This window comes from Arthrobacter sp. MA-N2 (genome assembly GCF_000517125.1).
In the GTDB taxonomy this organism is placed as follows: domain Bacteria; phylum Actinomycetota; class Actinomycetes; order Actinomycetales; family Micrococcaceae; genus Arthrobacter; species Arthrobacter methylotrophus.
Genome location: NZ_KI912155.1, coordinates 3,416,881 through 3,439,944 on the forward strand (window position 1 = coordinate 3,416,881; position 23,064 = coordinate 3,439,944).

19 protein-coding genes, 1 tRNA gene and 1 pseudogene are annotated in these 23,064 nt (G+C 63.0%); 9 read left to right on the top strand and 12 right to left on the bottom strand.

Annotated features, from left to right (window positions below):
* Nucleotides 1-11 precede the first annotated feature (11 nt).
* Entirely contained in the window at nt 12-917 is a 906-nt protein-coding gene (locus A3M3_RS0116755; RefSeq protein ID WP_028267291.1) for a PAC2 family protein, read from the top strand.
* A 33-nt stretch (nt 918-950) separates the two neighbouring features.
* Here the strand turns inward: A3M3_RS0116755 and mshC are convergent, their stop codons facing one another.
* Both mshC and A3M3_RS0116765 read right to left on the bottom strand, forming a co-directional pair.
* A complete protein-coding gene (gene mshC / locus A3M3_RS0116760; RefSeq protein ID WP_028267292.1) occupies nt 951-2,234 on the bottom strand; it encodes a cysteine--1-D-myo-inosityl 2-amino-2-deoxy-alpha-D-glucopyranoside ligase in 1,284 nt (427 codons plus the stop codon).
* Nucleotides 2,235-2,250: 16 nt separating this feature from the next.
* Nucleotides 2,251-3,084, bottom strand: a complete 834-nt coding sequence (locus A3M3_RS0116765) for an undecaprenyl-diphosphate phosphatase (RefSeq protein ID WP_028267293.1) — start codon at nt 3,082-3,084, stop codon at nt 2,251-2,253.
* Nucleotides 3,085-3,136: 52 nt separating this feature from the next.
* Between A3M3_RS0116765 and A3M3_RS0116770 the strand changes: the two genes are divergently transcribed.
* Nucleotides 3,137-4,069, top strand: coding sequence for an aldo/keto reductase (locus A3M3_RS0116770; protein ID WP_028267294.1), 933 nt, complete (start codon nt 3,137-3,139; stop codon nt 4,067-4,069).
* Nucleotides 4,070-4,089: 20 nt separating this feature from the next.
* Here the strand turns inward: A3M3_RS0116770 and A3M3_RS0116775 are convergent, their stop codons facing one another.
* Nucleotides 4,090-4,362, bottom strand: a complete 273-nt coding sequence (locus A3M3_RS0116775) for a hypothetical protein (RefSeq protein ID WP_028267295.1) — start codon at nt 4,360-4,362, stop codon at nt 4,090-4,092.
* A gap of 39 nt (nt 4,363-4,401) precedes the next feature.
* Here A3M3_RS0116775 and A3M3_RS0116780 point away from each other — a divergent pair, with 39 nt between their 5' ends.
* The gene (locus tag A3M3_RS0116780) at nt 4,402-4,635 is read left to right on the top strand and encodes a DUF5703 family protein (protein ID WP_028267296.1); all 234 of its coding nucleotides are present in this window, start codon (nt 4,402-4,404) and stop codon (nt 4,633-4,635) included.
* A 44-nt stretch (nt 4,636-4,679) separates the two neighbouring features.
* Here the strand turns inward: A3M3_RS0116780 and A3M3_RS0116785 are convergent, their stop codons facing one another.
* On the bottom strand, nt 4,680-5,840 hold the full coding sequence (locus tag A3M3_RS0116785; protein WP_028267297.1) for an acyl-CoA dehydrogenase family protein: 1,161 nt from the start codon (nt 5,838-5,840) through the stop codon (nt 4,680-4,682).
* A 10-nt stretch (nt 5,841-5,850) separates the two neighbouring features.
* Complete coding sequence (locus A3M3_RS0116790; RefSeq protein WP_028267298.1) at nt 5,851-7,155, bottom strand: M20/M25/M40 family metallo-hydrolase; 1,305 nt, start codon at nt 7,153-7,155, stop codon at nt 5,851-5,853.
* 288 nt (nt 7,156-7,443) lie between these two features.
* Here A3M3_RS0116790 and A3M3_RS0116795 point away from each other — a divergent pair.
* Nucleotides 7,444-7,526: transfer RNA gene (locus A3M3_RS0116795), tRNA-Leu, on the top strand.
* Between the two features lie 228 nt (nt 7,527-7,754).
* Here the strand turns inward: A3M3_RS0116795 and A3M3_RS0116800 are convergent.
* Genes A3M3_RS0116800 through A3M3_RS25670 form a run of 3 tightly spaced genes read right to left on the bottom strand, consistent with a single transcriptional unit; the run spans nt 7,755 to nt 11,391 of the window.
* Nucleotides 7,755-8,666 carry a MaoC family dehydratase gene (locus A3M3_RS0116800; RefSeq protein WP_028267299.1) on the bottom strand — a complete coding sequence of 304 codons (912 nt, stop codon included), beginning with the start codon at nt 8,664-8,666 and terminating at the stop codon, nt 7,755-7,757.
* Nucleotides 8,663-10,015: a 3-oxoacyl-ACP reductase gene (locus A3M3_RS0116805; protein WP_028267300.1), complete on the bottom strand. Its 1,353-nt coding sequence runs from the start codon at nt 10,013-10,015 to the stop codon at nt 8,663-8,665. The genes A3M3_RS0116800 and A3M3_RS0116805 overlap by 4 nt, the downstream gene beginning before the upstream one ends.
* 5 nt (nt 10,016-10,020) lie before the next feature.
* Nucleotides 10,021-11,391, bottom strand: coding sequence for an acetyl-CoA C-acetyltransferase (locus tag A3M3_RS25670; protein WP_035741956.1), 1,371 nt, complete (start codon nt 11,389-11,391; stop codon nt 10,021-10,023).
* A gap of 68 nt (nt 11,392-11,459) precedes the next feature.
* On the opposite strand from A3M3_RS25670, the gene A3M3_RS0116820 reads away from it, so the two are divergent.
* Both A3M3_RS0116820 and A3M3_RS0116825 read left to right on the top strand, forming a co-directional pair.
* Nucleotides 11,460-12,170: a TetR/AcrR family transcriptional regulator gene (locus tag A3M3_RS0116820; RefSeq protein ID WP_081736924.1), complete on the top strand. Its 711-nt coding sequence runs from the start codon at nt 11,460-11,462 to the stop codon at nt 12,168-12,170.
* A 48-nt stretch (nt 12,171-12,218) separates the two neighbouring features.
* Nucleotides 12,219-14,324 (top strand): acyl-CoA dehydrogenase family protein, encoded by a 2,106-nt coding sequence (locus A3M3_RS0116825; RefSeq protein WP_028267302.1) that lies wholly within the window; start codon nt 12,219-12,221, stop codon nt 14,322-14,324.
* A 72-nt stretch (nt 14,325-14,396) separates the two neighbouring features.
* Here A3M3_RS0116825 and glgA read toward each other — a convergent pair whose 3' ends face one another.
* Nucleotides 14,397-15,596 carry a glycogen synthase gene (gene glgA / locus A3M3_RS0116830; RefSeq protein WP_035741959.1) on the bottom strand — a complete coding sequence of 400 codons (1,200 nt, stop codon included), beginning with the start codon at nt 15,594-15,596 and terminating at the stop codon, nt 14,397-14,399.
* 104 nt (nt 15,597-15,700) lie between these two features.
* Between glgA and glgC the strand changes: the two genes are divergently transcribed.
* Entirely contained in the window at nt 15,701-17,083 is a 1,383-nt protein-coding gene (gene glgC, locus A3M3_RS0116835) for a glucose-1-phosphate adenylyltransferase (protein ID WP_028267304.1), read from the top strand.
* 110 nt (nt 17,084-17,193) lie between these two features.
* Nucleotides 17,194-18,645 (top strand): SDR family NAD(P)-dependent oxidoreductase, encoded by a 1,452-nt coding sequence (locus A3M3_RS0116840; RefSeq protein WP_028267305.1) that lies wholly within the window; start codon nt 17,194-17,196, stop codon nt 18,643-18,645.
* 24 nt (nt 18,646-18,669) lie between these two features.
* Here A3M3_RS0116840 and A3M3_RS0116845 read toward each other — a convergent pair whose 3' ends face one another.
* The 3 genes from A3M3_RS0116845 to A3M3_RS0116855 all read right to left on the bottom strand — a co-directional run bounded on the left by A3M3_RS0116845 (nt 18,670) and on the right by A3M3_RS0116855 (nt 22,070).
* Nucleotides 18,670-19,521 carry a transglutaminase family protein gene (locus A3M3_RS0116845; RefSeq protein ID WP_028267306.1) on the bottom strand — a complete coding sequence of 284 codons (852 nt, stop codon included), beginning with the start codon at nt 19,519-19,521 and terminating at the stop codon, nt 18,670-18,672.
* Nucleotides 19,518-20,444 carry an alpha-E domain-containing protein gene (locus tag A3M3_RS0116850; RefSeq protein ID WP_028267307.1) on the bottom strand — a complete coding sequence of 309 codons (927 nt, stop codon included), beginning with the start codon at nt 20,442-20,444 and terminating at the stop codon, nt 19,518-19,520. Before A3M3_RS0116850 ends, A3M3_RS0116845 begins: the two co-directional genes overlap by 4 nt.
* Before the next feature lie 69 nt (nt 20,445-20,513).
* A complete protein-coding gene (locus A3M3_RS0116855; RefSeq protein WP_028267308.1) occupies nt 20,514-22,070 on the bottom strand; it encodes a circularly permuted type 2 ATP-grasp protein in 1,557 nt (518 codons plus the stop codon).
* 113 nt (nt 22,071-22,183) lie between these two features.
* Between A3M3_RS0116855 and A3M3_RS25675 the strand changes: the two are divergent.
* Nucleotides 22,184-23,062: pseudogene (locus tag A3M3_RS25675) on the top strand (YeiH family protein).
* Nucleotides 23,063-23,064 lie beyond the last annotated feature (2 nt).

Below are 23,064 nucleotides of genomic sequence, written 5' to 3' on the forward strand. Positions count from 1 at the left end.
AGGGTGAGTGGATGAACAGTTTGGACGGAGCCCCTGACGGACAGGCCATTTCACCGGAGCCTGAGCGCCTGCTCCAGCCTGTGGCGGAGGGTCAGCGCATCACCGTGATGCTGGCGGCTTTCGAGGGCTGGAACGATGCCGGTGAGGCCGCCAGCGATTCCCTGCACTACTTGAACAAGTTGTGGCAGGGAAAGAAAGTGGCATCCGTTGATGCCGACGACTATTACGACTTCCAGTTCACCAGACCGACCGTACGACGGACCGCAGCCGGAACCCGCAAGGTGAAATGGCCTTCCACGCGCCTCTACAGGGCCAGTGTGCCGGACAGCAACGTGGATGTGGTGTTGGTGCTCGGCACCGAGCCTTCCTACCGCTGGCGTGCTTACACCGCCGAGCTTTTGGTCCATGCCGAAACGCTCAAGGTCGACTATGTTGTGCTGATTGGCGCCCTCTTGGCCGATGTCCCGCACAGCCGCCCGATCCCCGTCAGCACTACTTCGGACGACGCAGTGTTGAGGCAGCGCCTGAGCCTGGAGGCCTCGCAGTACGAAGGACCCGTGGGCATCGTCGGGGTTCTGGGCGAATTCGCACTGCTGGCGGGCCTGCCCACGGTGTCGCTGTGGGCAGCAGTACCGCATTACGTCGCGCAGGCGCCGTCCCCCAAGGCGCAACTAGCCATCTTGAACAAGATCGAGGACCTGCTCCAGGTACCTCTCGACACGCAGGCCCTGAGCGAGGAATCCGAGGCCTGGGAGCGCGGTGTGGACGAATTGGCAACGGAAGACCCTGAAATCGCGGCCTACGTGCGTCAGCTCGAAGAAGCCAAGGACACGGCAGACCTGCCGGAGGCGAGCGGCGAATCCATCGCCCGCGAATTTGAGCGCTACCTCAAGCGCAGGGGCAAGGATAAGCCCTGACAGCTTCCGCTCGTGAAGCTCGGTGCCGTCTCGCTAGAGCTCGACGCCGAGCAGCCCGTTGACAGCGTCGCTTACCAAAGCGGTGTCCAGCGCGCTGACATGGGCCTTGGAGGAGTCGCTGAGGGCGGCTGCTGCCCAGGCGTCGACGGCGGCAATCGCACCGGGTGCATTGAGGTCGTTGGCCAGTTCGGCACGCATTTGCGTCAGCAGTTGCGCCGCCGTCCCCTCCGGGGCAATGTCCCGGGCGGCCCGCCATGTGTTGAGCCGTTCCTTGGCCTGCTCGAATCCTTCATCCGTCCAGGACCAATCCGAGCGGTAGTGATGGGCCAGGATCGCCAAGCGGATTGCAGCAGGTTCTTCGCCAGCGGCGCGGAGCTTGGACACCAACACGAGGTTGCCCTTGGACTTGCTCATCTTTTCGCCGTTCAGGCCCACCATTCCGGCGTGGGCGTAGTGGCGTGCCAGGGGAACGCCCCGGAGAGAGTATGCGTGTCCGGCGCCCATTTCGTGGTGCGGGAAGATGAGGTCCGAACCGCCGCCCTGCACGGTGAACGGAGCCGGCAGATATTTCTGGGCGATGACAGTGCACTCAATGTGCCAGCCGGGACGTCCGTCACCGAGGCTTGCGCCGGGCCAGCTCGGTTCGCCGTCGCGGGCAACGCGCCATAGCAAAGGATCGAGGGGATTCCGCTTGCCGGACCGGCCGGGATCGCCGCCGCGTTCGGCGAACAGCTCCAGCATTTCCACTTCGCCGAGCCCCGAGATGTCGCCGAGTGTCCACGCGTCCGGCTTATCCGAAGCTTTGCCTGCTGCCTCGACGTCGTAATAGACGTCGCCGTCGGGTTCTCCGTTGGTGCCGTGTACGGGGTAGGCGAGGTCGTCCGCGATCAACTTTTCAATTGCCGGGACGATCATCGGAATGGCCTCGACGGCTCCGATGTAGTAGTCGGGAGCCAGCACGTTGAGGGCGTCCATGTCGGTCTGGAAAAGCTCGATCTGGCTCGCCGCAAGCTCACGCCAATCAACGCCGGTGGCGGTAGCACGCTCCAGTAAAGGGTCGTCGACGTCGGTCACGTTCTGGACGTAGGCAACGCGCTGGCCGCTGTCCCGCCATACCCGGTTGAGCAGGTCGAAGGCGACATAACTGGCAGCGTGGCCCATGTGGGTGGCGTCGTAGGGCGTGATGCCGCAGACGTACATGGATTGCTCCGGGCGCGGCTCTACCTGCACCAGTGACTTGAGGGCGGTGTCGAACAGCCTGAGTCGGGGCATGCTGCCGGGCAATTCAGGCACAGGGCGGGAGATCCACGATTTCACAGCCTCAACCCTAGTGCTAGGCGCTGATGACATTGAAACCGAGCAGGACATAGAGAGCGAGTCCAAGGAGTATCCGGTACCAGACGAAGACGCGGTAGCTGTGAGTGGAAATGAACTTGAGGAACCAGCCGATGATGACAAAGCCGACGACGAAGGCGATGACAGTGGCTAGTGCCGTTTCCGGCAGGCCGAAGGGTCCCGTGATTCCTTCCTTCGAGACCACCTTGTACAACTGGTACAGTCCGGAGCCGAAAACGGCGGGGATTGCCAGCAGGAAGGAGTACCGCGCGGCGGCTTCACGGGTGTAGCCCATCAACAGGCCGGCAGTGATGGTTCCGCCTGAGCGGGATACGCCGGGGATGAGCGCCATGGCCTGCGCCAGCCCGTACAGGATGCCGTGTTTGTAGCTCAGTTGGCTTAGCTCCCGTTTCTGCCGGCCGACAGCGTCGGCTACCGCAAGGATCATGCCGAACACGATGAGCATCGTGGCCACAATCCACAGACTCCGGAGGACGGACTCGATCTGGTCCTGAAAGAGCAGGCCAAGTACGATGATCGGCAGGCTGCCGAGGATGACCAGCCAACCCATCCGGGCGTCGGGATCGTCCCGTGAGACCTTGCCGCGCAGCGATCCGAACCAAGCGCGCACGATCCTGACGATGTCCCGCCAAAAGAAGACGATGACAGCCGTTTCGGTGCCCAGTTGCGTAATGGCCGTGAAAGCAGCGCCGGGGTCCGCCGCGTTGGGCAGGAACGAGCCGACAATGCGCAGGTGCGCGCTCGAAGAAATCGGAAGGAATTCTGTCAGGCCCTGCACGAGGCCGAGGAAGGCTGCTTCTAACCAGTTCACGTGAATAGACCCTACGTCATGAACTACCCGAACTCCCCGTAAGCTATCAGCTATGCAGCAGCGTTACGTCGGCAATAGCGGGTTTCGGGTGTCTACCCTTTCCCTGGGCACCATGTCCTGGGCGGAAGAAACGGACGAACAGGATGCGCGCGAGCTGCTGCATGCCTTCGTTTCAGCCGGCGGGACCATGATCGACACCGCGGCCTCCTACGCCGGTGGACAAGCCGAGGCTCTCCTGGGCTCCATGCTGGGCGACGTCGTTGCGCGCTCGGAGCTTGTCCTCTCCACGAAGGCGGGCGTCTCGACGTCGGACGGCCGACGCAGTATCGATGCGTCCCGCGGCTCCATGCTGTCCGCGCTCGACGCGAGCCTTGCCCGCTTGGGAACCGACTACGTTGACATCTGGTTTGCCCATGCGTGGGACGGCAATGTTCCGTTGGACGAAACGCTTTCCGCGCTCGACCTTGCTCTGCGGTCAGGACGTGCCCGGTACGTCGGCATCTCCAATTACAACGGTTGGCAGACCGCCAAGGCTTCCGCCGTTGCGGGATTCACCATGGTGGCCAATCAATCTGAATACTCGCTCCTGCACCGCAAGCCGGAAGACGAACTGGTGCCCGCCGTCGAGGACGCCGGCCTCGGCCTCATGGCTTGGGGTCCCCTCGGCCGCGGCGTGCTCAGTGGCAAATACCGTGGACAGATCCCCTCCGAATCCCGGGCAGCGGAGCACCGCCTGAGCGGCTACGTCGACAAGTACCTCGACGCGCGGGGCGCCCGGATCGTGGAAGCAGTGGCCATGGCCGGTCGTGGATTGGGACGCTCCGCCGTGGATGTTTCGCTGAGCTGGCTGCTCTCCCGGCCAGCCGTGTCAACGGCTGTAGTAGGCGCACGCAATGCCGTTCAGCTTAAGGAGCTACTCGATGCACAGCTAGCGCCGCTTCCGACCGAAATCTCCCGGGCACTGGAGGACGTTTCAACGATGTGACCATGCCTGAAACGGCGGCCCTACTGGTCCAAAATCTCCAGCTCATCTTCATCGACGAGTTCGTTGCGGTCCTCGTCATCATCTTCTTCATCGTCGTCAAACACCTGGAGGGGTGTGACTTCCGAGTAGGCCTCGTATAGTGAATCCTCATACACCTCAAAGGCATCTGCGACGGCGAAAAACGCTGCCTCCACAGTGGGATCTCCTTCGCCCCGGCGGGCGGAAGCGGCAATAAGGTGCTCTTCCAAGGCAGCTGTCAGCGACTGAAGCGCGACACGCGGATCGATGCTCATGACTTCACGTTAGCCCGAAAAAGACGAAAATGGAGAGGGATGAGAGAACAATTTCTGAGCAGTTCAGAGGAACGCCGACGGGACTACGCAAGGCAGTACGAGTATCTCGTGCTGACTGTGAGCCCTGACGACTCCTTGCCCGAGGCGCGGCGTCGGCTCGTGGAGCACTCCGAGTATGGCAAGTGGGAACTGGAGCGAAGCATCCTTTATATTGGCGGCGGCCGGCGTTTCTGGCTGCGCCGCAAGGTACTGAACGTGCAGCGCACCGTCTAGGAGCAGCAGCCATTCGGGCTCACTGTTTCAACTTGTCGAGCACTTCAGCTTTCGAGCGGCCCAAGCCACGCGTTGGCCACTGTAGTGTGCGCTGATTCATCGTTGGAGGGATGGAAAATCCCGGCCAGAACGTCCCGATACAGCCGTTCCAGCTCGGATCCGCGGAAATAGCTGGAGCCTCCGGACACGCGGATCGCCATATCCACCATGGTCCGGGCGTTCTCCGTAGCCCGCACCTTGAGTCCGACGAACTTTGGAAACCACTGGGCGCCATGGTCTGCCAGTGCGTCCACGTCACGCGCTACTGACGACAAGTGGGGTTCGATGGCGTCCATTGCCATGGCGGCATCGGCAATCTTCCAGCGGATGTCCGGGTCTTGCGCAAAGCTGCGGCCACCATACTTGGCCGAGGTGCGGCGCATGGCGGCCTCGACCGCGAGGGTGAATGCCCGCTCTCCGATGCCTGTATACACGGCGGCAAGCAGGGTTTCGAAGCACGCGAAGATCGCGAAAATCAACGGATCCTGATGGGGCCCCACAGGCAGTTTCCGGAAGATCCGGTCCGGCGGGACCATGGCACCGTGGAGGAGCGTCGTGTTCGATTGGCTGGCGCGCATGCCCACGGTGTCCCAGTCGCTGAGAGTCTCGTGACCGGGAGTGTCGCGTTCGATGAAGCCGAAGACCAGCTCTCCGCTCCCCTCCCGCGCATCGCGGTCCTTGCCGAAGACTCCCAGACGGGTCCAAGCCGGCGACAGGCTCGTAAAGATCTTCCGTCCCGTGAAGCTATAGGCGCCGTCATGCAAGGGTTCGGCAGTGGTACCTGAGTCGAAGAGCATCGAGTCATTGCCCGCCTCCGAAATCCCGAACGCAAAGATCTCGCCCTTGCCGGCTTCCTTGAGGACGAAGTCGAGGGAATGGTCGCCGCGGGCCGCGAGGACATGCGCGACGCCGGTCCAGACAAGGTGCATGTTGACCGCCAACGCTGTGGCCGGCGCTGCCGTGGCAAGCCGGCGCTGAAGCGCTGCCGCGGCTTCGAGCCCGAGTCCCAGTCCGCCGTCGGATCCGGGAACAAAGATCTTCAGGTAACCCGCCGCAGCAAGCTCCTCGAGGTCCTCGTGGAAGAACGAGTTGTTCTGGTCGTAGCCCGCGGCGCGGCCCCTGATGCGGTCAAGCAGTTCGTCCGGCAGGATCTCACTGGGAGTCACGGCGTTCTCCCTAGTAGTTGCTGAGCAAGGTGTTGAGCACCCGGGATCCGAACTTGAGCGAATCGGCCGGGACGCGTTCGTCAACGCCGTGGAACATCCCGGTGAAGTCGAGTTCCTCCGGGAGCATTAGCGGGGCGAATCCGTAGCCTGTGATGCCGATCTTGCTGAGCGACTTGTTGTCGGTGCCGCCGGACAAGGTGTACGGCAGCACCTTGGCGCCGGGGTCTTCCGAGTGCAAGGCATCGATCATGGCGTCTACCAGATTGCCGGCAAACGGCACCTCCAAAGAGACGTCCTTGTTGACATAGCTGATGTCCACGCCATCCCCTGCGAGCTGCTTGATGGTTTCGAAAACCAACTCCTGCTGGCCCGGCAGCGTGCGGCAATCCACCAGGGCTTCGGCGGATTCGGGGATGACATTGTGCTTGTATCCCGAGCTCAGGAGCGTGGGGTTGGACGTGTTCTGGAGGGTGGCTCCGACGAAACGCGCCACAGTGCCGAGTTCCTTCAACAGGGTCTCGGGGTTGTCCGGATCGAACTCGACGCCGGTCAGTTCGGTGACGCCGTCGAGGAACTGTCGCGTGGTGGGCGTCAGCTCAACCGGCCAGCGGTACTCACCGATTCTGGTCACCGCTCCGGCCAGGCGGGTGATGGCGTTGTCCGTGTTGATTTGCGAACCGTGCCCTGCCCGGCCGTGGGCCACGAGCCGCAACCAGGACAGGCCTTTCTCCGCGGTCTGGAGCAAATAGGTGCGCTGGCCTCCGATCATCGCCGAGAAGCCGCCCACTTCCGAGATCGCTTCCGTCGCGCCGTCGAAAAGTTCCCTGCGATGTTCGACCGCGTAACGCGCGCCGTGGTTGCCGCCGGCTTCCTCGTCCGCGAAAAAGGCGAAGATGATGTCCCGCTTGGGCTTGCGTCCCGTCCTGGCGAAATCGCGCATGACAGCGAGGATCATGGCGTCCATGTCCTTCATGTCCACGGCACCCCGTCCCCAGATGAGACCATCCTTGAGTTCACCGCTGAAAGGATCCACCGACCACTGATCCTTGAGGGCAGGAACCACGTCGAGGTGGCCGTGCACCACCAGGGCGTCGGCTGAGGGATCCTCCCCTGCCATGCGCGTCACTACGTTGGCCCGGCCCGGAGCGGACTCGAAGATTTCGACGTCCAGACCCACTTCGCTGATCAGCCCCGCGGTATATTCTGCCGCCGCGCGTTCCCCCGGCCCGGAATCGTCGCCGAAATTGGACGTGTCAATCCGAATGAGTTCCTGGCAGATCCGGACAACTTCGTCCTCGGGTCGGATATCAGTCATGGAGCTCTCCTTGCTGGCTGGGATTCGCATACTCCGGCGGGCAGGCGAATGGTGCGGACGCTCCCGCGCGCTTCCCTCAGCCTACCCATCGCCACGGGGTTTGGGCGCGCGTGTTTTCAGGTGTTTTCGCGCCGGTTGACGCCGATTGTCGCGGACTAATTCCCGCCCGTAGCACCCCTTCCAGTACCGATTTTTTCATTTCCCAGAAACCGTGTTAGAGTTTTTCTCGCTGCTTCGGAGGAAAGAGAAGCGCCGAGAGGCGCAGAACCAAGGCTCCGAACACCACCTGCGCGGGTGGCGGAATGGCAGACGCGCTAGCTTGAGGTGCTAGTCCTCGAAAGGGGGTGGGGGTTCAAGTCCCCCTCCGCGCACAATTGCAAGGCCCGAAATCAGAAGATTTCGGGCCTTCTTTGTTTAATATTAATTTGCGTTTCAACAATTCTGCCACGTTCATCACATTTACTAAATTGCATTACCGGCAATTTCCCCACGAAGGCGAGCCGGGCTTCGTGGGGGACGACGGCGGCGGCCACCCACACGGGGTGGCCGCCGCCGTCGTCGTAGCTCTTCCTGTGCGCTGGAACCGCAGTCCCGGCACCCTACAACGTCGCCACGGATCCGCTGAAGTGCCTCCTGCCGCTCCTCGGATTCCAGGCGACATAGTCAGAACGCTGCCAGGCACCCGACGAGGACTGCGCCGTGCTGATTTCCAGGGCCACCCGCGCCGGGAGGAACACCGGCGCTTCGAAGGTCACGTCCCAGCAGAACGCCTCGGACTTCACCGAGCCGACGTCAGCCAAAGCCCGGGAAGCAAGGTACATGCCGTGCGCAATCGACCGCGGCAAGCCCAGCGCCTTGGCAGAGAGAACGCTCAGGTGGATCGGATTGAAGTCTCCCGAGACGGCGGCATAAAGGCGCCCCGTATCGACGCCGAGCTGCCAGACGGCCGTAGGCAGCGGTGCCGTGAACTCAGTAGGCACGCCGGCCGTAGCCGCCTTATCGACCCCCGGCAAGAACACTCCTTTAGCCAAGTAGTTGGAGACGCCTCGCCAGAGCAGTTTCCCGTCGCCGCTTGAACGGACTTCGGCGACAACGTCCAGCTGGGTGCCCGCCCTGTGGCCGCGCATGTCCTCGGCCCAGCACTGGATGTCGAGCGCCTCGCTGAACTGCACCGGCCGCAACTGCTCTACGCGATTCTTCAAGTGGATCATCCCGAGCAGCGGAAGCGGGAAGTCATCCCGGTTCAACACGCTCATGGCGACCGGGAAGGCGAGCGCGTGGATGAAGCCCGCCGGCAGCACGTCACTCGCTGTCTCACCTATCAAGTGTTGGTAGGCAGTGAGGTTTTCGACGTCCGCCCGGATCCCGCGGACCTCGTGGCTTCCTTTGGGCAGCATATTCGCAGCATGGGACCCGAGTACCCTTCTCCGTGCCGCCATGGCCGCCGCATTCACATACAGTTTCGGCAGAGACGGCAGCTCGCCCAGGATGAGCGGTGGTTCCGGACTCATGCACCCACCACGTTCTGCCCGCAGACCCTGAGGACTTCACCCGAGATTCCCGCGGCAGCATCCGATGCCAGGAACGCAATGGCTTCCGCGACATCCCCGGGCCGGCCGCCTTGTTGGAGCGAATTCAGCCTGCGCGCCACCTCACGGGTAGCGAAGGGCATCCTTGCGGTCATGTCGGTTTCGATGAAACCGGGCGCGACGGCGTTGATCGATCCCCCGCGTTCTGCCAGCAAAGGTGCCGTTGCCCTGACCATGCCGATGACTCCGCCCTTGGAAGCGGCGTAATTGCTCTGCCCCCGATTTCCGGCAATGCCGCTCGTGGAAGCCACCGAAACGATCCGCGGCGACTTGCCACGCAGATCCGCGCCCAGAAGTGTTTCGTTGATTCGCAACTGCGAGGCGATGTTTACGCCTATGACGGAGTTCCACCGGCCCTCGTCCATGTTGGCGAGGAGCTTGTCCCGGGTGATGCCGGCATTGTGGATGACAATATCGAGGCCCCCGTGGCGTTCCATGGCGTGGTCGATGATGCGCTTCCCGGCGTTCTCGACCGTGATGTCCAGCTGCAGGGCGGTGCCATGGACCTCGTTGGCGACGGAAGCCAGGTGGTCTCCCGCGGCGGGAATGTCCACCACCACAATCGTGGCACCGTCCCTATGCAAAGTCCTGGCTATGGCCGCCCCGATGCCACGGGCAGCCCCGGTGACTACGGCGACTTCCCCTGCCAAAGGTTTGTCGGCGTCGGCGGGAAGCTGACCCGCATTGTTCGTGACGGTCAAAAACTGTCCATCGACAAAGGCTGATCGCCCGGACAGGAAGAAGCGCAACGCGCCGAGTGTGCTGGGGCTGGTGGTCTGCACGCCGTCCGCAAGAAGGATGCCGTTCGCCGTGGCACCCGTCCTCAGTTCCTTTGCCACCGAACGCAGCAGCCCGTCGACGCCCTGACGGGCCGCGGCAACGGCCGGGCTGTCCGCCGACGCGGAGGTACGGGAAATCGTGACGACCCTTGCGCCCGGGGCAAGGTCGCGGAGTGAGGGAGCCGCGGTCAGAACGGGGCCGGCAAGCTCATCGGGGTGCTCGACGGCGTCAAGTACCAGAATGATCGCCCCGAGCTTTTCCTTAGGCAGGGCCGCACGCCGAACGTCGAGGTCCCAGCCCACGAGTGCCGCAGCCAATTCATCTGTGCCGGCGGTGTCGCCGTTCCCGCTCCCCAGCAAGAGGACCGGCCCGGGAACCAGCAGGTCTCCCGCTTTGTACCGGCGGAGCACGGCGGGTCGGGGCAGCCCGAGTCTCTTGGCCAGGTCCTTGCCGAGCCCGTGACTAACGAACTGGGTGTACTTGTCGGTCATGCCGGCTACCGCCCTTCCGGAGCGGAGTAGGCCTCGAGGATCGCCACAACGCCTTGTCCCCCGGCTGCGCAGATGGAAATGAGTCCGCGGGCGGGGCGGCCGTCCACCGGGCCGTTCTCGTGGAGGATTTTCGCCAGGGACGCGACGATCCGTCCACCGGTGGCAGCAAATGGATGTCCGGCGGCGAGGGATGAACCGTTGACGTTGAGCTTGGCCCGGTCGATCTTGCCGAGAGCGCCATCCAATCCCAGACGGGTACGGCCGAATTCCTCGTCTTCCCACGCGGCGAGCGTGCTCAGGACCGTGCCGGCAAAGGCTTCGTGGATTTCGAAGAAGTCGATGTCCTCGAAGGACAGCCCGTTGCGGGCGAGGAGGCGTGGCACGGCGAAGACTGGGGCCATGAGGAGTCCGTCCTTGCCGTGGACGAAATCGACGGCGGCCGCTTCGCCGTCGACGACGACGGCAAGTTTGGGCAGGCCCCGGGCGCCGGCCCATTCCGCCGTGCCGAGGAGCACCGTGGAGGCGCCATCCGTGAGCGGAGTGGAGTTACCGGCCGTCATGGTGGCGTCCGCTCCCAGACTCTTGCCGAAAACGGGTTTGAGGGTGGCCAGCTTTTCCATGGAAGTATCGGGCCGGAGGTTCGAATCGCGGCTCAGCCCGCGGTACGGAGTCACCAAGTCATCAAAGAAGCCACGTTCGTAGGCTGCGGCGAGGTTGTGGTGGCTGCTGAAGGCAAGCTCATCCTGGGCCTCTCGGCTGATTTTCCAGTGGGCCGTGGTGAGCGCCTGGTGTTCACCCATGGACAGGCCGGTCCGTGGTTCGCCGGTATTCGGGGCATCCGGAGCAAGGTCCTTGGGACGCAGTCGCGAAAGGACTTTGAGCCGCTCAGGCAGCGATTGGGCGCGATTGAGGTCAAGCAGGATTTCTCGGAGGCCATCGCTCACGGCAATGGGGGCATCCGATGCGGAGTCGACACCCCCGGCGATAGCCGAGTCGATCTGGCCGAGCTTGATCTTATTGGCGAGGCCTAGGACGGTTTCGAGCCCGGTGGCACATGCCTGCTGGAGATCGTAGGCGGGAGTCTCCGCGGAAAGGGCCGATCCAAGCACGGCTTCGCGGGTCAGGTTGAAGTCGCGGGAGTGTTTCAAAACAGCACCGGCTGCCACTTCACCGATCCGCTCCTCCTGGAGCCCGAAACGTGCGATCAGTCCGTCCAGCGCCGCCGTCAGCATGTCCTGGTTGGACGACTTGGTGTAAGCGCCGCCGGTGCGCGCGAAAGGGATCCGGTTGCCGCCAATCACCACGGCTTTGCGGAATGCGCCCTGTCCGTCGGAGGTTTCCTGTGGTGCGCTCGCGGAATGTGCTGCTTCAGGCATGCGTTTCTCCTTTTGATCACATCTGGTTACTGATACCCAGCGTACCTGATACGCTGAGTATCGTGAACATCCCGAGCCCATCGCTTTCCGCCCACCACGACGCCGGGACGCTACCCCCCGCAGGCGGCGAGGCTCCCGCCGTCGACGGCCGTGCCGCCCGCTGGCAGAGCCACCGCGAAGAACGCCGCCGCGAGCTCATCAAAGCCGCCCGCAAGGCTGTCCACACATTGGGCAGCGACGCCTCGATGGAAGACATCGCCGCCGCCGCTAGCACCTCCAAGTCTGTGTACTACCGGTATTTCGGGGACAAAGCAGGCCTGCAACAGGCCATGGGTGAAATAGTGCTTGGACAAATGCAACGGCGGATGAAGGAAGCAGCCGAAAGCGCGCAGACTCCGCGAGAAGGATTGTTCGCCATGGTCTCGGCATACCTCCAAATGGCCGAATCCAGCCCCAACGTCTACGCGTTCATCACCCGACTCTCCCCCGGAGAACCTTCGGCGCAGGACGCTATTGCCGCATCCGGCGCCTTGGGCCACTTCTTCGAATCGATCAGCGCCATGATCGCCCAACCCATGCGGGAACACCTCGGAGCTGAAAAAGAAGCCCTGATCGATTACTGGCCCGCTGCCGCTATCGGGCTCGTCCGCAATGCAGGCGAAAAATGGCTCTCCAGCCCTCCCTCCCCCACGAAGCCCGAACAGCAAACCATGGCGGCCCGGATCACGGACTGGCTGTGTGTGGGAATCGCCGCGGAACTCAAGACCAACTCCCGCTGAATATCAGCAATGACACATCAGTTGTTCGGAACCAAAGAAGGAATCACCATGACTGAAGTAGTGGACCGCACCTCCTCCAGCCGGGAAGCTGCCGCAACGGCCGCCGCGCCCCTTGTTGACGTAACGGCACTTGGCGAATTGCTGCTGGGCAAGTGGGCCCACATCAGGCGCACCGCGCGCGACGTCGCCGGCCGCCCCGAGGTACACAAGATCGAAGGCCTGACGCATAGCGAACATCGAAAGCGTGTGTTCGGGCAGCTCAAGTACCTCGTGGAAAACAACGCTGTGCACCGGGCTTTCCCCGCAAGCCTGGGGGGCTCGGATGACCACGGCGGCAACATCGCAGGCTTCGAGGAACTCGTCACCGCCGATCCTTCACTCCAAATCAAAGCCGGCGTCCAGTGGGGGCTCTTCGGTTCGGCCGTCATGCACCTCGGCACGGAAGAACACCAGGAACGATGGCTGCCCGGAATCATGAACCTCGAGATCCCCGGTTGCTTTGCCATGACCGAAACCGGCCATGGCTCCGATGTCGCCAGCATCGCCACCACGGCAAGCTATGACGAGGCCACTCAGGAGTTCGTCATCAACACGCCGTTCCGTGCCGCATGGAAGGACTACATCGGCAACGCAGCTGTGGATGGCCTCGCCGCCGTCGTGTTCGCCCAATTGGTGACCCGCAACGTCAACCACGGCGTGCACGCGTTCTATGTCCAGCTGAGAGACCCGGACACGAAAGAGTTCCTGCCCGGCATCGGCGGTGAGGACGACGGCCTCAAAGGTGGCCTCAACGGCATCGACAATGGCCGCCTGCACTTCAGCGATGTCCGGGTACCGCGCACACACCTGCTCAACCGCTACGGCAATGTATCCCCCGAAGGCGAGTACACCTCCCCGATTGCCAGCCCGGGACGGCGCTTCTTTACGATGCTCGGCACCCTGGTGCAGGGGCGTGTCTCCCTCGACGGCGCTGCAGTGGCTGCGAGCAAGGTTGCCCTGACCACAGCCATCCGTTACGCCACCGAACGGCGGCAGTTCAACGCGGCCTCCCCCACCGACGAAGAAGTCCTGCTGGACTACCAGCGGCATCAACGCCGGCTGTTCACCCGGCTGGCCACCACCTTTGCGACGAGCTTCGCACACGAGCAGCTGCTCGAGAAGTTCGACGACGTCTTCTCCGGCCGGCACGACACCGATGCCGACCGCCAAGACCTCGAGACCCTTGCAGCAGCCCTCAAGCCCATGAGCACCTGGCATGCCCTCGACACGCTCCAGGAGTGCCGCGAGGCATGTGGCGGCGCAGGGTTCCTCAGTGAAAACCGCTTTGCCTCGCTGCGCGCGGACCTGGATGTATACGCCACTTTCGAGGGCGACAACACCGTGCTTCTCCAGCTCGTCGCAAAACGGCTGCTGGCAGATTATGCCAAGGAGTTCCGCAACGTGGACTTTGGCGTGTTGGCCCGCTTCGTGGTTGCCCAAGCCACTGATGTGGCCTTCCACCGCACCGGGCTACGGCAAGTGGCGCAGTTCGTGGCAGACACAGGATCCGTCCAGAAGGCAGCGCTGGCCCTACGCGATGAAGAAGGCCAACGCACACTGCTGACCGATCGTGTCCAATCCATGGTCGCGGAGATCGGCTCGGCACTCAAGGGCGCGAACAAGCTTCCCCAGCACCAGGCCGCGGCATTGTTCAACCAACATCAGGACGAGCTGATAGATGCCGCCCAGGCACACGCCGAACTCCTGCAATGGGAAGCGTTCACCGAAGCCCTCGGCAAGGTCACGGATCCGGGCACCCGCCAGGTCCTGACATGGCTTCGCGATCTCTTTGGCCTCTCGCTCATCGAAAAGCACCTGTCCTGGTACCTCATGAACGGTCGCCTCTCCATGCAACGCGGGCGCACCGTGGGTGCCTACATCAACAGGCTGCTCCTCAAGATCCGTCCCCACGCACTCGACCTGGTCGATTCCTTCGGCTACGGCCCTGAACACTTGCGGGCGGCCATTGCGTTCGGAGCCGAGAAAGAGCGCCAAGACGAAGCCCGCGGCTACTTCCAGGCACAGCGGGCGAGCGGCAAGGCGCCCTCGGATGAGAAGACCTTGCTCGCTTCGAAGGGGAAGAAGTCTTCGCCGTCGTCGTTTCGCCCCAAGTGACTCGCAGTTGTTGTCGTTCTGGGGGCCCAGAACGACAACAACTGCGAGCTAGTTGGGCTCCTGGGTTAAAGGCTAGGGGGCGAGGACCGAGCGGTAGACCTCAAGTGTCGTTTCCGTGATCGATTCCCAAGAGAAGTGCTGCTCCGCCCGAACCCGGCCCGCAGCGCCCATGACCTTGGCCCGCGCGGGATCGGACACAACCTCATTGAGTGCGGCAGCAAAGTCTGCGACGAACTTCTCGGGATCCAACGGCGTTCCAGTACCATCCGTGACCTGCTCCAGCTCCACGAGCAAGCCTGTTTCACCGTGCTGGACCACTTCGGGGATACCTCCCGTGGCACTCGCCACCACGGCTGCACCACACGCCATGGCCTCGAGGTTGACGATGCCGAGGGGCTCGTAGATCGACGGGCAAGCGAAGGCGGTCGCGTGGCTGAGGACCTGGATGAGCTCATGGCGGGGAAGCATGCGTTCGATTAGCAGCACACCCTCGCGCTTGCCCTGAAGTTCCTCGATCAGCCGGGCCGTCTCCGCGGCAAGTTCCGGGGTGTCCGCTGCCCCGAGGCAGAGGACAAGCTGAACGTCTTCCGGCAAGCTTGCGGCCGCTTTCAGAAGATAGGGCACGCCCTTCTGTCGCGTATTGCGCCCCACGAACACCACGCTGGGCTTGGCCGGGTCCATACCGAGGGCGCGAATTGCGTCCTCGCCGTTGTCCGGCTGCCACATGTCGACGTCGATGCCGTTGTGGACCACACGGACCTTGGCCGGGTCCACGTTCGGATAGCTGCGCAGGATGTCCTGCCGCATGCCCTCCGAGACGGCGATGATGGCTGCCGCTGCCTCGTACGCAGTCTTTTCAACCCACGAAGACAGAGCGTAGCCACCGCCCAACTGCTCAGCTTTCCACGGCCTCAGGGGCTCCAGGCTATGGGCGCTGAGGACATGGGGGATGCCATGCAGCAGCGACGCCAGGTGGCCCGCCATGTTGGCATACCAAGTATGGGAGTGGACCAAGTCCGCTCCGGCGATGTCCGGCACGATACGCAAATCCACCCCGAGCGTTTGAAGGGCGGCATTGGCCTCGCTCAGATCTTCCGGTGTGGAATACGACGTCACCGTTGCTCCATGGAAGTCCGCATCACGGGGCGCCCCAAAGGCGCGCACCTGCAGATCCACGTGCTTGGCCAAGACGCGGCTGAGCTCGGCAACATGCACACCGGCCCCGCCATAGATTTCGGGTGGAAACTCTTTAGTCACAATGTCTACGCGCACGCTACCTAACGTAGTCCTTCCCGAGTATGTGTTCTAGTGTGAAAGGGTCCGGCAACCCGGGCTTTTTACGGGGGCTACAAAGACGTACAGGGAGAGCAAACACCATGGCGTTGAAGAAAGTATTGTCAATTGTGTTGGCTGGCGGCGAGGGAAACCGCCTCATGCCATTGACGGCAGACAGGGCAAAACCTGCGGTGCCGTTTGCGGGAGGCTATCGACTGATCGATTTCGCTCTCTCGAATCTGGTCAATTCCGGGTACCTGCAGATCGTCGTATTGACCCAATACAAGTCGCACAGTCTTGACCGCCACATTTCCGAGACCTGGCGAATGTCCACCCAGCTGGGCAGATACGTCGCTTCCGTTCCCGCGCAGCAGCGCGTTGGCAAGAGCTGGTTCCTAGGCAGCGCAAACGCAATCTACCAGTCCCTGAACCTGATTCACGACGCCAATCCCGACATCGTGGTGGTAGTCGGAGCCGACCACGTCTACCGCATGGACTTCCAGCAGATGGTCCAGCAGCACGTAGCCAGCGGGGCCAAGGCCACGGTCGCAGCGGTCCGCCAGCCCCTCAACATGGCCAACCAGTTCGGTGTGATCGAGGTAGACAAGAACGATCCCCAGAAGATCTCGGCATTCGTCGAAAAGCCCGCTGAAACGGAAGGCCTCGCAGCCGACCCCACGCAGTTCCTTGCCTCCATGGGCAACTACGTTTTTAATGCCGACGCCCTGGTGGAAGCCCTTCGCATCGATGCGGAGCGTCTGGATACCAAACACGACATGGGCGGAGACATCATCCCCTACTTCGTGTCCCAAGGAGAGGCCGGGGTCTACGACTTCACCCTCAACGACATTCCCGGATCCACCGAACGGGACCGCACCTACTGGCGCGATGTAGGTACGATCGATTCGTTCTATGACGCCCACATGGACTTGATTTCGCCCGTCCCCGTCTTCAACCTGTACAACTCGGAATGGCCCATCTACACACGGCAGAGCATTTCACCGCCCGCCAAATTCGTCCGCGGCGACAACAACACGGTCGGCACGGCCCTGGATTCCATCGTGGCCAGCGGCTCGGTGATCTCCGGAGGAATCGTTGAAGGGTCCGTCCTCTCCAACGACGTCTACGTGGGAACGGCCAGCAGGATCCAGGACTCGGTACTGATGGACAAGGTACGCGTCGGTGGCGGCGCCGTGGTGAAGCGCGCAATCATCGACAAGAACGTGAAGATCCCCGCCGGGGCAACCATCGGTTTGGACGCTGATCTCGACCGTGCACGCGGCTTCAAGGTCACCGAATCCGGAATCACGGTACTCGCCAAGGACCAGGTGGTACCGGAGCCTGACGCTTCAGAGCTTGCCTTGGCGGCCGAATACCGGCGCTCCGTACCGGAAGCAATCAAAGCTGCCACGGAGAAGTTCCCCGATATCCGGGATTCCGCAGAGCAGGTCACCAAAATCCAGGCTTCCTCGGTTGAGGTCTAGCGAGGAACCCAGGAGTTAGAACAGCGCCCGGCCTCCCCGGCGACAGCAGGCGCGTCCAGCCGCCGTCGCCGAGGAGGCTTTGTTCTGCCCGACACTGTAAAATTGAGCCAATGAGCCCCGCCGATTTGACGCCTGAAGAGATCCAGGCCTGCCTCAAGGTCTTGAACACGATCCACGCCTACGACGAGGAGCACCCTGACTACCTCGCCGTCCGCCGTGCCACGGGAAAGATGTTCAAGGCTGTCAAGCGCCATCGCCGGGTCACCAAACGGGACGAGATCGCCGAAGCGGACCGCGCTGTCCTCTCGCTGACCGCCACCGCTGCACCAGACAGGATCGACGACGAGACCCGCGGCAACAAACTAGCTACGTCGGCCACAGGCGAGATCGCCGGCCACCTCATCCGCTCCAGGCCCTGCTACATCTGCAAGCAGCATTACACGCAGGTAGACGCCTTCTACCATCAGTTGTGTCCGGAATGCGCGGCGTTCAGCCATAGCAAGCGTGATGCCCGCACGGACCTCAGCGGACGACGCGCCCTGCTCACGGGCGGACGCGCCAAGATCGGCATGTACATCGCCCTCCGACTTCTCCGCGACGGCGCACACACCACCATCACAACGCGTTTCCCCAAGGACGCCGCACGCCGCTTTGCCGCCATGGAGGACAGCGCGGACTGGCTGCACCGACTCAGGATTGTGGGCATCGACCTCCGGGATCCCTCACAGGTCATGGCGCTCACGGACTCCCTCAACGAAGCCGGCCCGCTCGACATCATCATCAACAACGCCGCGCAAACGGTCCGGCGCTCCGGGAATGCGTACAAGCCCCTCGTCGATGCCGAGGATGAGCCACTGCCCGAGGCCCTTCAGGCAGCCAACGGCGGTCCGGAGCTGGTCACCTTCGGCCATGCCCACGACAAGCACCCCTTGGCCATCACCCAAAGCGTCACCGATCATCCCGTGCTGGCAGGTGATGCGATTACCTCACTCGCGTTGTCCACCGGGTCGGCGTCATTGGAGCGAATCACCATGGGGACCGCGATCGACGCCGGCGGCTTGGTTCCTGACCTTGCGACCATCAACAGCTGGACGCAAGTACTGGACGAGGTTGATCCCTTGGAATTGCTTGAGGTTCAACTCTGCAATGTCACGGCACCTTTCCTCTTGGTCAGCCGTCTCCGCGGGGCGATGAAGCGCTCCACTGCACATCGGAAGTACATCGTGAACGTCTCGGCCATGGAAGGGCAGTTCTCCCGCGCTTACAAGGGCCCCGGGCACCCGCATACCAACATGGCGAAGGCTGCGTTGAACATGATGACGCGAACCAGCGCGCAAGAGATGCTGGACACTGACGGGATCCTGATGACCGCCGTCGACACCGGCTGGATCACCGACGAACGACCGCATTACACCAAAGTCCGGCTCATGGAGGAAGGCTTCCACGCACCGCTCGACTTGGTGGATGGCGCGGCCCGCGTCTACGACCCCATAGTGATGGGCGAAAACGGCGAAGACCAGTACGGTGTCTTCCTGAAGGACTACAAGCCCTCCCCCTGGTAATCCAGGTGGAGGGCCCCGGGCCCGTTAGGTCAGTCGGGTGATCTCGACCGTCACCGTAAGGCCCGAGCCGCCGCCCCCGGACAGGATGCCCTTCAAGGGAGGAACATCCCGGTAGTCCCGACCGCGGGCCACAGTGACGTGGAGATCGCCCGCGGGCTTGTGGTTGGTGGGGTCCCAGCTACGCCATTCTCCGTCCCACCATTCCAGCCAAGCATGAGACTGGCCAGCGACCGTCTCGCCGATCTGCGCCGCCGGACGCGGATGGATATAACCGGACACGTACCGTGCAGGAATGCCGCAGCTGCGAAGCGAGCCGATGGCCAGATGCGCGAGGTCCTGGCAGACTCCTTGACGCTGGTTCCAGGCCTGCTCGGCGTTGGTGGTCACGCCCGTGGTGCCTTTCACGTAACTCATTTCGCCGTGCATCCATTCGAAGATCGCCATGGCTGTCTCATGAGGGTTCTTGCCGGCGACGACTGTGGGAACGATGCCAAGGACTTCCTCGCCGGGCCCGCTCAGCTGCGATTGCGGCAGCCAGTCACTGAACTGGTCCCGGATCTCGTCCGAGGCCAGCACATCCCAGCCAACGATCTCTTCGTCCAAGGCCACCCGTTCCACCCGATGGACCTCGACGGTGGTGGTGGCCACGACTTCGAGGCGCTCGTGCGGCATCTGCATGTCGAAACCGGTCACCCTGGTGCCCCAATAGTCGCGGTAGGTGCTCACGGCAGCTTGCGACGGCGTAATCTTCAACGAGGATTCAAGCACCACTTGCTGCGGATCAGTCAAAGGCGTCATGCGTGCCTCGTTGTACGACAAGGTCACTCTGCGGTTGTATTTGTAGGCCGTCTTGTGGACGATGCTCAGCCGGGTCATGAAACTTCTCCCACCCAGGCCAGTTCATCCGCCTGATTGAAGTACTTACGTGAAATCGCGTCGGAGGCCTGAGTGACCGCCTTCTGCACCCGGTCCATATGCTCGGGCAGCTCGGACATGAGGTCGTCCGTGCGGTGGAACTCAAGGAAGGTGCGGGCCTGGCCGACGATCCGACGGGCGTCATTAATGAAGCCCACCCGCTGGGCGGAGGGATCCAGCTTGGCGAGGCACTCATCGGCGTCGCGCAAGGCGAAAACGATGGAGCGTGGGAACAAGCGGTCCAGCAAAAGGAATTCGGCGGCGTGTTGGTCTCCGAAGGCCGCCCGCCGGGTCCGCAGGAACGACTCGTAAGCGCCAGCACAGCGCAGCATGTTCACCCAGGACATTCCGGCGGACAGGACATCCCGGGTGGACAGCATGCGCGCAGTCATGTCGGCGCGTTCGAGCGAGCGGCCCAGGACCAGGAAGAGCCAGCTTTCGTCGTGGCTCACCGTGGTGTCCGCGAGGCCCCTGACCATGGCGGTGCGTTCCAGCACCCAGTTGCAGAAACGGTACGTTCCCACCACATCCTTACGGTGCTGGTTCAGCCCGTAGTACGTGGTGTTGAGGCTTTCCCACAGCGAAGAGGACACCGTCTCGCGTGCCCGACGCGCATTCTCCCGCGCAGCGCTCAGCGAACCGGCAATGGACGTTGCACTCGTCTTGTCGTAGGCGAGGGCATGGAGCAGCTCGGGCAGGCCGAATTCTTCGCTCTGGGGACGGGCGCCCATGACGGCAAGCAGTTCCCTGGCCACACTCCGCTGCTCCTCGAGCGGAAGGTGGTTCAGGCGTTCGAGATGGACGTCCAGGATCCTGGCCGTTCCGTCGGCCCGCTCAACATAGCGGCCGATCCAGAAAAGGGATTCAGCAATACGGCTCAGCATGGGGCTGTGCCTCCTTCGGGTCCTGCGTTGCGACGATGAATGTAACCGGTCCGGACATGGCGTGACGGATCACTGCTGTTGGTCCGATTGCCGGTCCCGCCAGTTGCTTTCGACTGGCCAGACCGAGACCTGTTCGCGGACCGTGATGGAGGATCGGGGCATCTCCGCGGCGGGCAGTTGCGGGGAATCCGAAAGCACCCAGGTGTCTTTGGAGCCACCACCCTGGGATGAATTCACGATCAGCGAGCCTTCCTTAAGGGCCACCCGGGTCAGGCCACCGGGCAGCACCCAGACGTCGTCGCCGTCGTTGACCGCAAATGGACGCAAGTCCACATGCCGTGGACCGAACCGGTCCCCGGCGAGCGTAGGCACGGTGGAGAGCTGCAGCACCGGTTGGGCGATCCATCCCCGGGGATCCGCCAACACCCGCTTCCGCAAAGCATCCAGCTCCTCGCGTGAAGCATCAGGACCGATCACCAGGCCCTTGCCGCCGGAACCATCCACCGGCTTGACCACGAGTTCCTCAAGGCGGTCCAGGACTTGCTCGCGGGCTTCTTTCTCTTCCAGCCGGAACGTCTCCACATTGGCGATGACCGGCTCTTCGTGCAGGTAATAGCGAATCAGATCGGGAACATAGGAATAGACCAGCTTGTCATCGGCCACCCCGTTGCCGACCGCGTTCGCGATCGTCACCCCGCCGGCCCGGGCTGCGTTCACCAGTCCCGGACATCCGAGCATGGAATCCGAGCGGAACTGCAACGGATCCAGGAATTCGTCGTCAATGCGCTTGTAAATCACATCCACGCGCTGTTCACCGGCCGTGGTCCGCATGTATACCCGGTTTCCACGGCAGATAAGGTCCCTGCCTTCCACCAGTTCCACGCCCATCAAACCCGCCAGCAGCGTGTGTTCGAAGTACGCGCTGTTGAAGACCCCGGGCGTCAACACCACGACTGTCGGGTCATCGACCCCTGACGGCGCCGTCTTCCGGAGGGCCGACAGCAAGCGGCGCGGGTATTCCTCCACGGGCCGGATGTGTTGCTGCCCGAAGGCCTCCGGCAGACCCTTCGCCATCGCCCGCCGGTTCTCCAGCACATACGACACTCCCGAAGGGACCCTCACGTTGTCCTCCAGCACCCGGAACGTGCCTGCCGCATCACGGACCACGTCGATGCCGGACACGTGCACGCGCACGCCACCGGCCGGCTCGAATCCATGGACCGCCCGGTGGAAGTGCGCACTTGTGGTCACCAAAGCACGGGGCACCACACCGTCCGCGACCACCGCCATCCGCCCGTAGACATCGTCCAGGAATGCTTCAAGCGCGCGCACACGCTGCGCTACCCCACGCTCCAGAACATCCCACTCATCAGCCGGAATCACCCGCGGCACGATATCCAAAGGGAAGGGCCGCTCCTCCCCCGCATAATCGAAGGTCACGCCGCGGTCCAGGAAGGTCCGCGCCATCGACTCGGCACGAGCACTCACATCGGCAAGCGAAAGCTCGCGAAGCGCGCCGTCTACCTGGCCGTAGGATTTTCGGGCAATCGTGCCCGGGGTGAACATTTCGTCGTAGGCGCCGGAACGGGCGGCGGCCTCGGAGTAATCCCGGAATAGCTCAGACATGGGATTCAGACAATCACCTTTTCGATTACGAACACATTTCGCGTCCTGCATTTTGCGACTCCAGGTTCGATCCCGGTTCGCGTTCCACCTCTTGCATGCTTCAAGGTTGACGAATGCACCCCAAGCGTCTTCCGGCACCCGTCTCCCGAGTGGGAGCAGGGATTGTCATGGCAGTGGCAGCCACTGGGCTTGCCTTCATTGTCCACACCCTGATTTCCCCCATCCCTGCCATGACGGCGGCTGTAGCGCTGGGTTTGCTAGCTGCAAATATACCGGGCACGGCGGCATGGGCCGCCGGACGCGCCCGCCCGGGCCTGGACTTCGCCGGCAAGCACCACATGCGGGCAGGCATCGTCCTGCTGGGCTTGAAGGTCAGTGTTGTGGACGTCCTTGACCTTGGCGGGTTCGCGCTCGTGCTGATTGCCGCCGTCGTACTCCTCAGTTTCGCCGGCACGTATGGGCTCGCCCGCTTATTAAAGCTTCCACGGGATGGTGCCATGGGGCTGACCCCGGAACGGTTCGGCGCATGGACCGGCGCCTCAGTCCACGACGTGGGTCAAGTGGTTGCCACCGCACAGACTGCCGGTCCGGCGGCCGTGGGACTCGCCGTCGTCGTGAAACTGACGCGCGTGATCCTCCTGGCCCCCGTCGTTGCCGTACGGCCTCACGCAACGATGGTCCATGGGGCGGAAGTCGCGCAACGGCATCGAGGCGAACGACGACGGCAAGTTCCCACCGATCGTTCCCCTTTTCGTCCTTGGATTCATCGCCATGGTAGCTGCCCGTTCACTGGGTTGGCTCAGCCCGGGCGTTCTGGAGGCCGCGGGAGGAATCCAGGACATACTGCTAGCTCCGCCTTGTTCGGGCTGGGTTCGGCGGTCCGCATCCGCACGTTGTTGCACACCGGGGTCCGCGCAGTGCTGGTTGCCCTGGGCTCCTGGCTCCTCATCGCGTTGCTGGGCTTGGGCGCCGCAGGGCTCATGATTAGATAGTT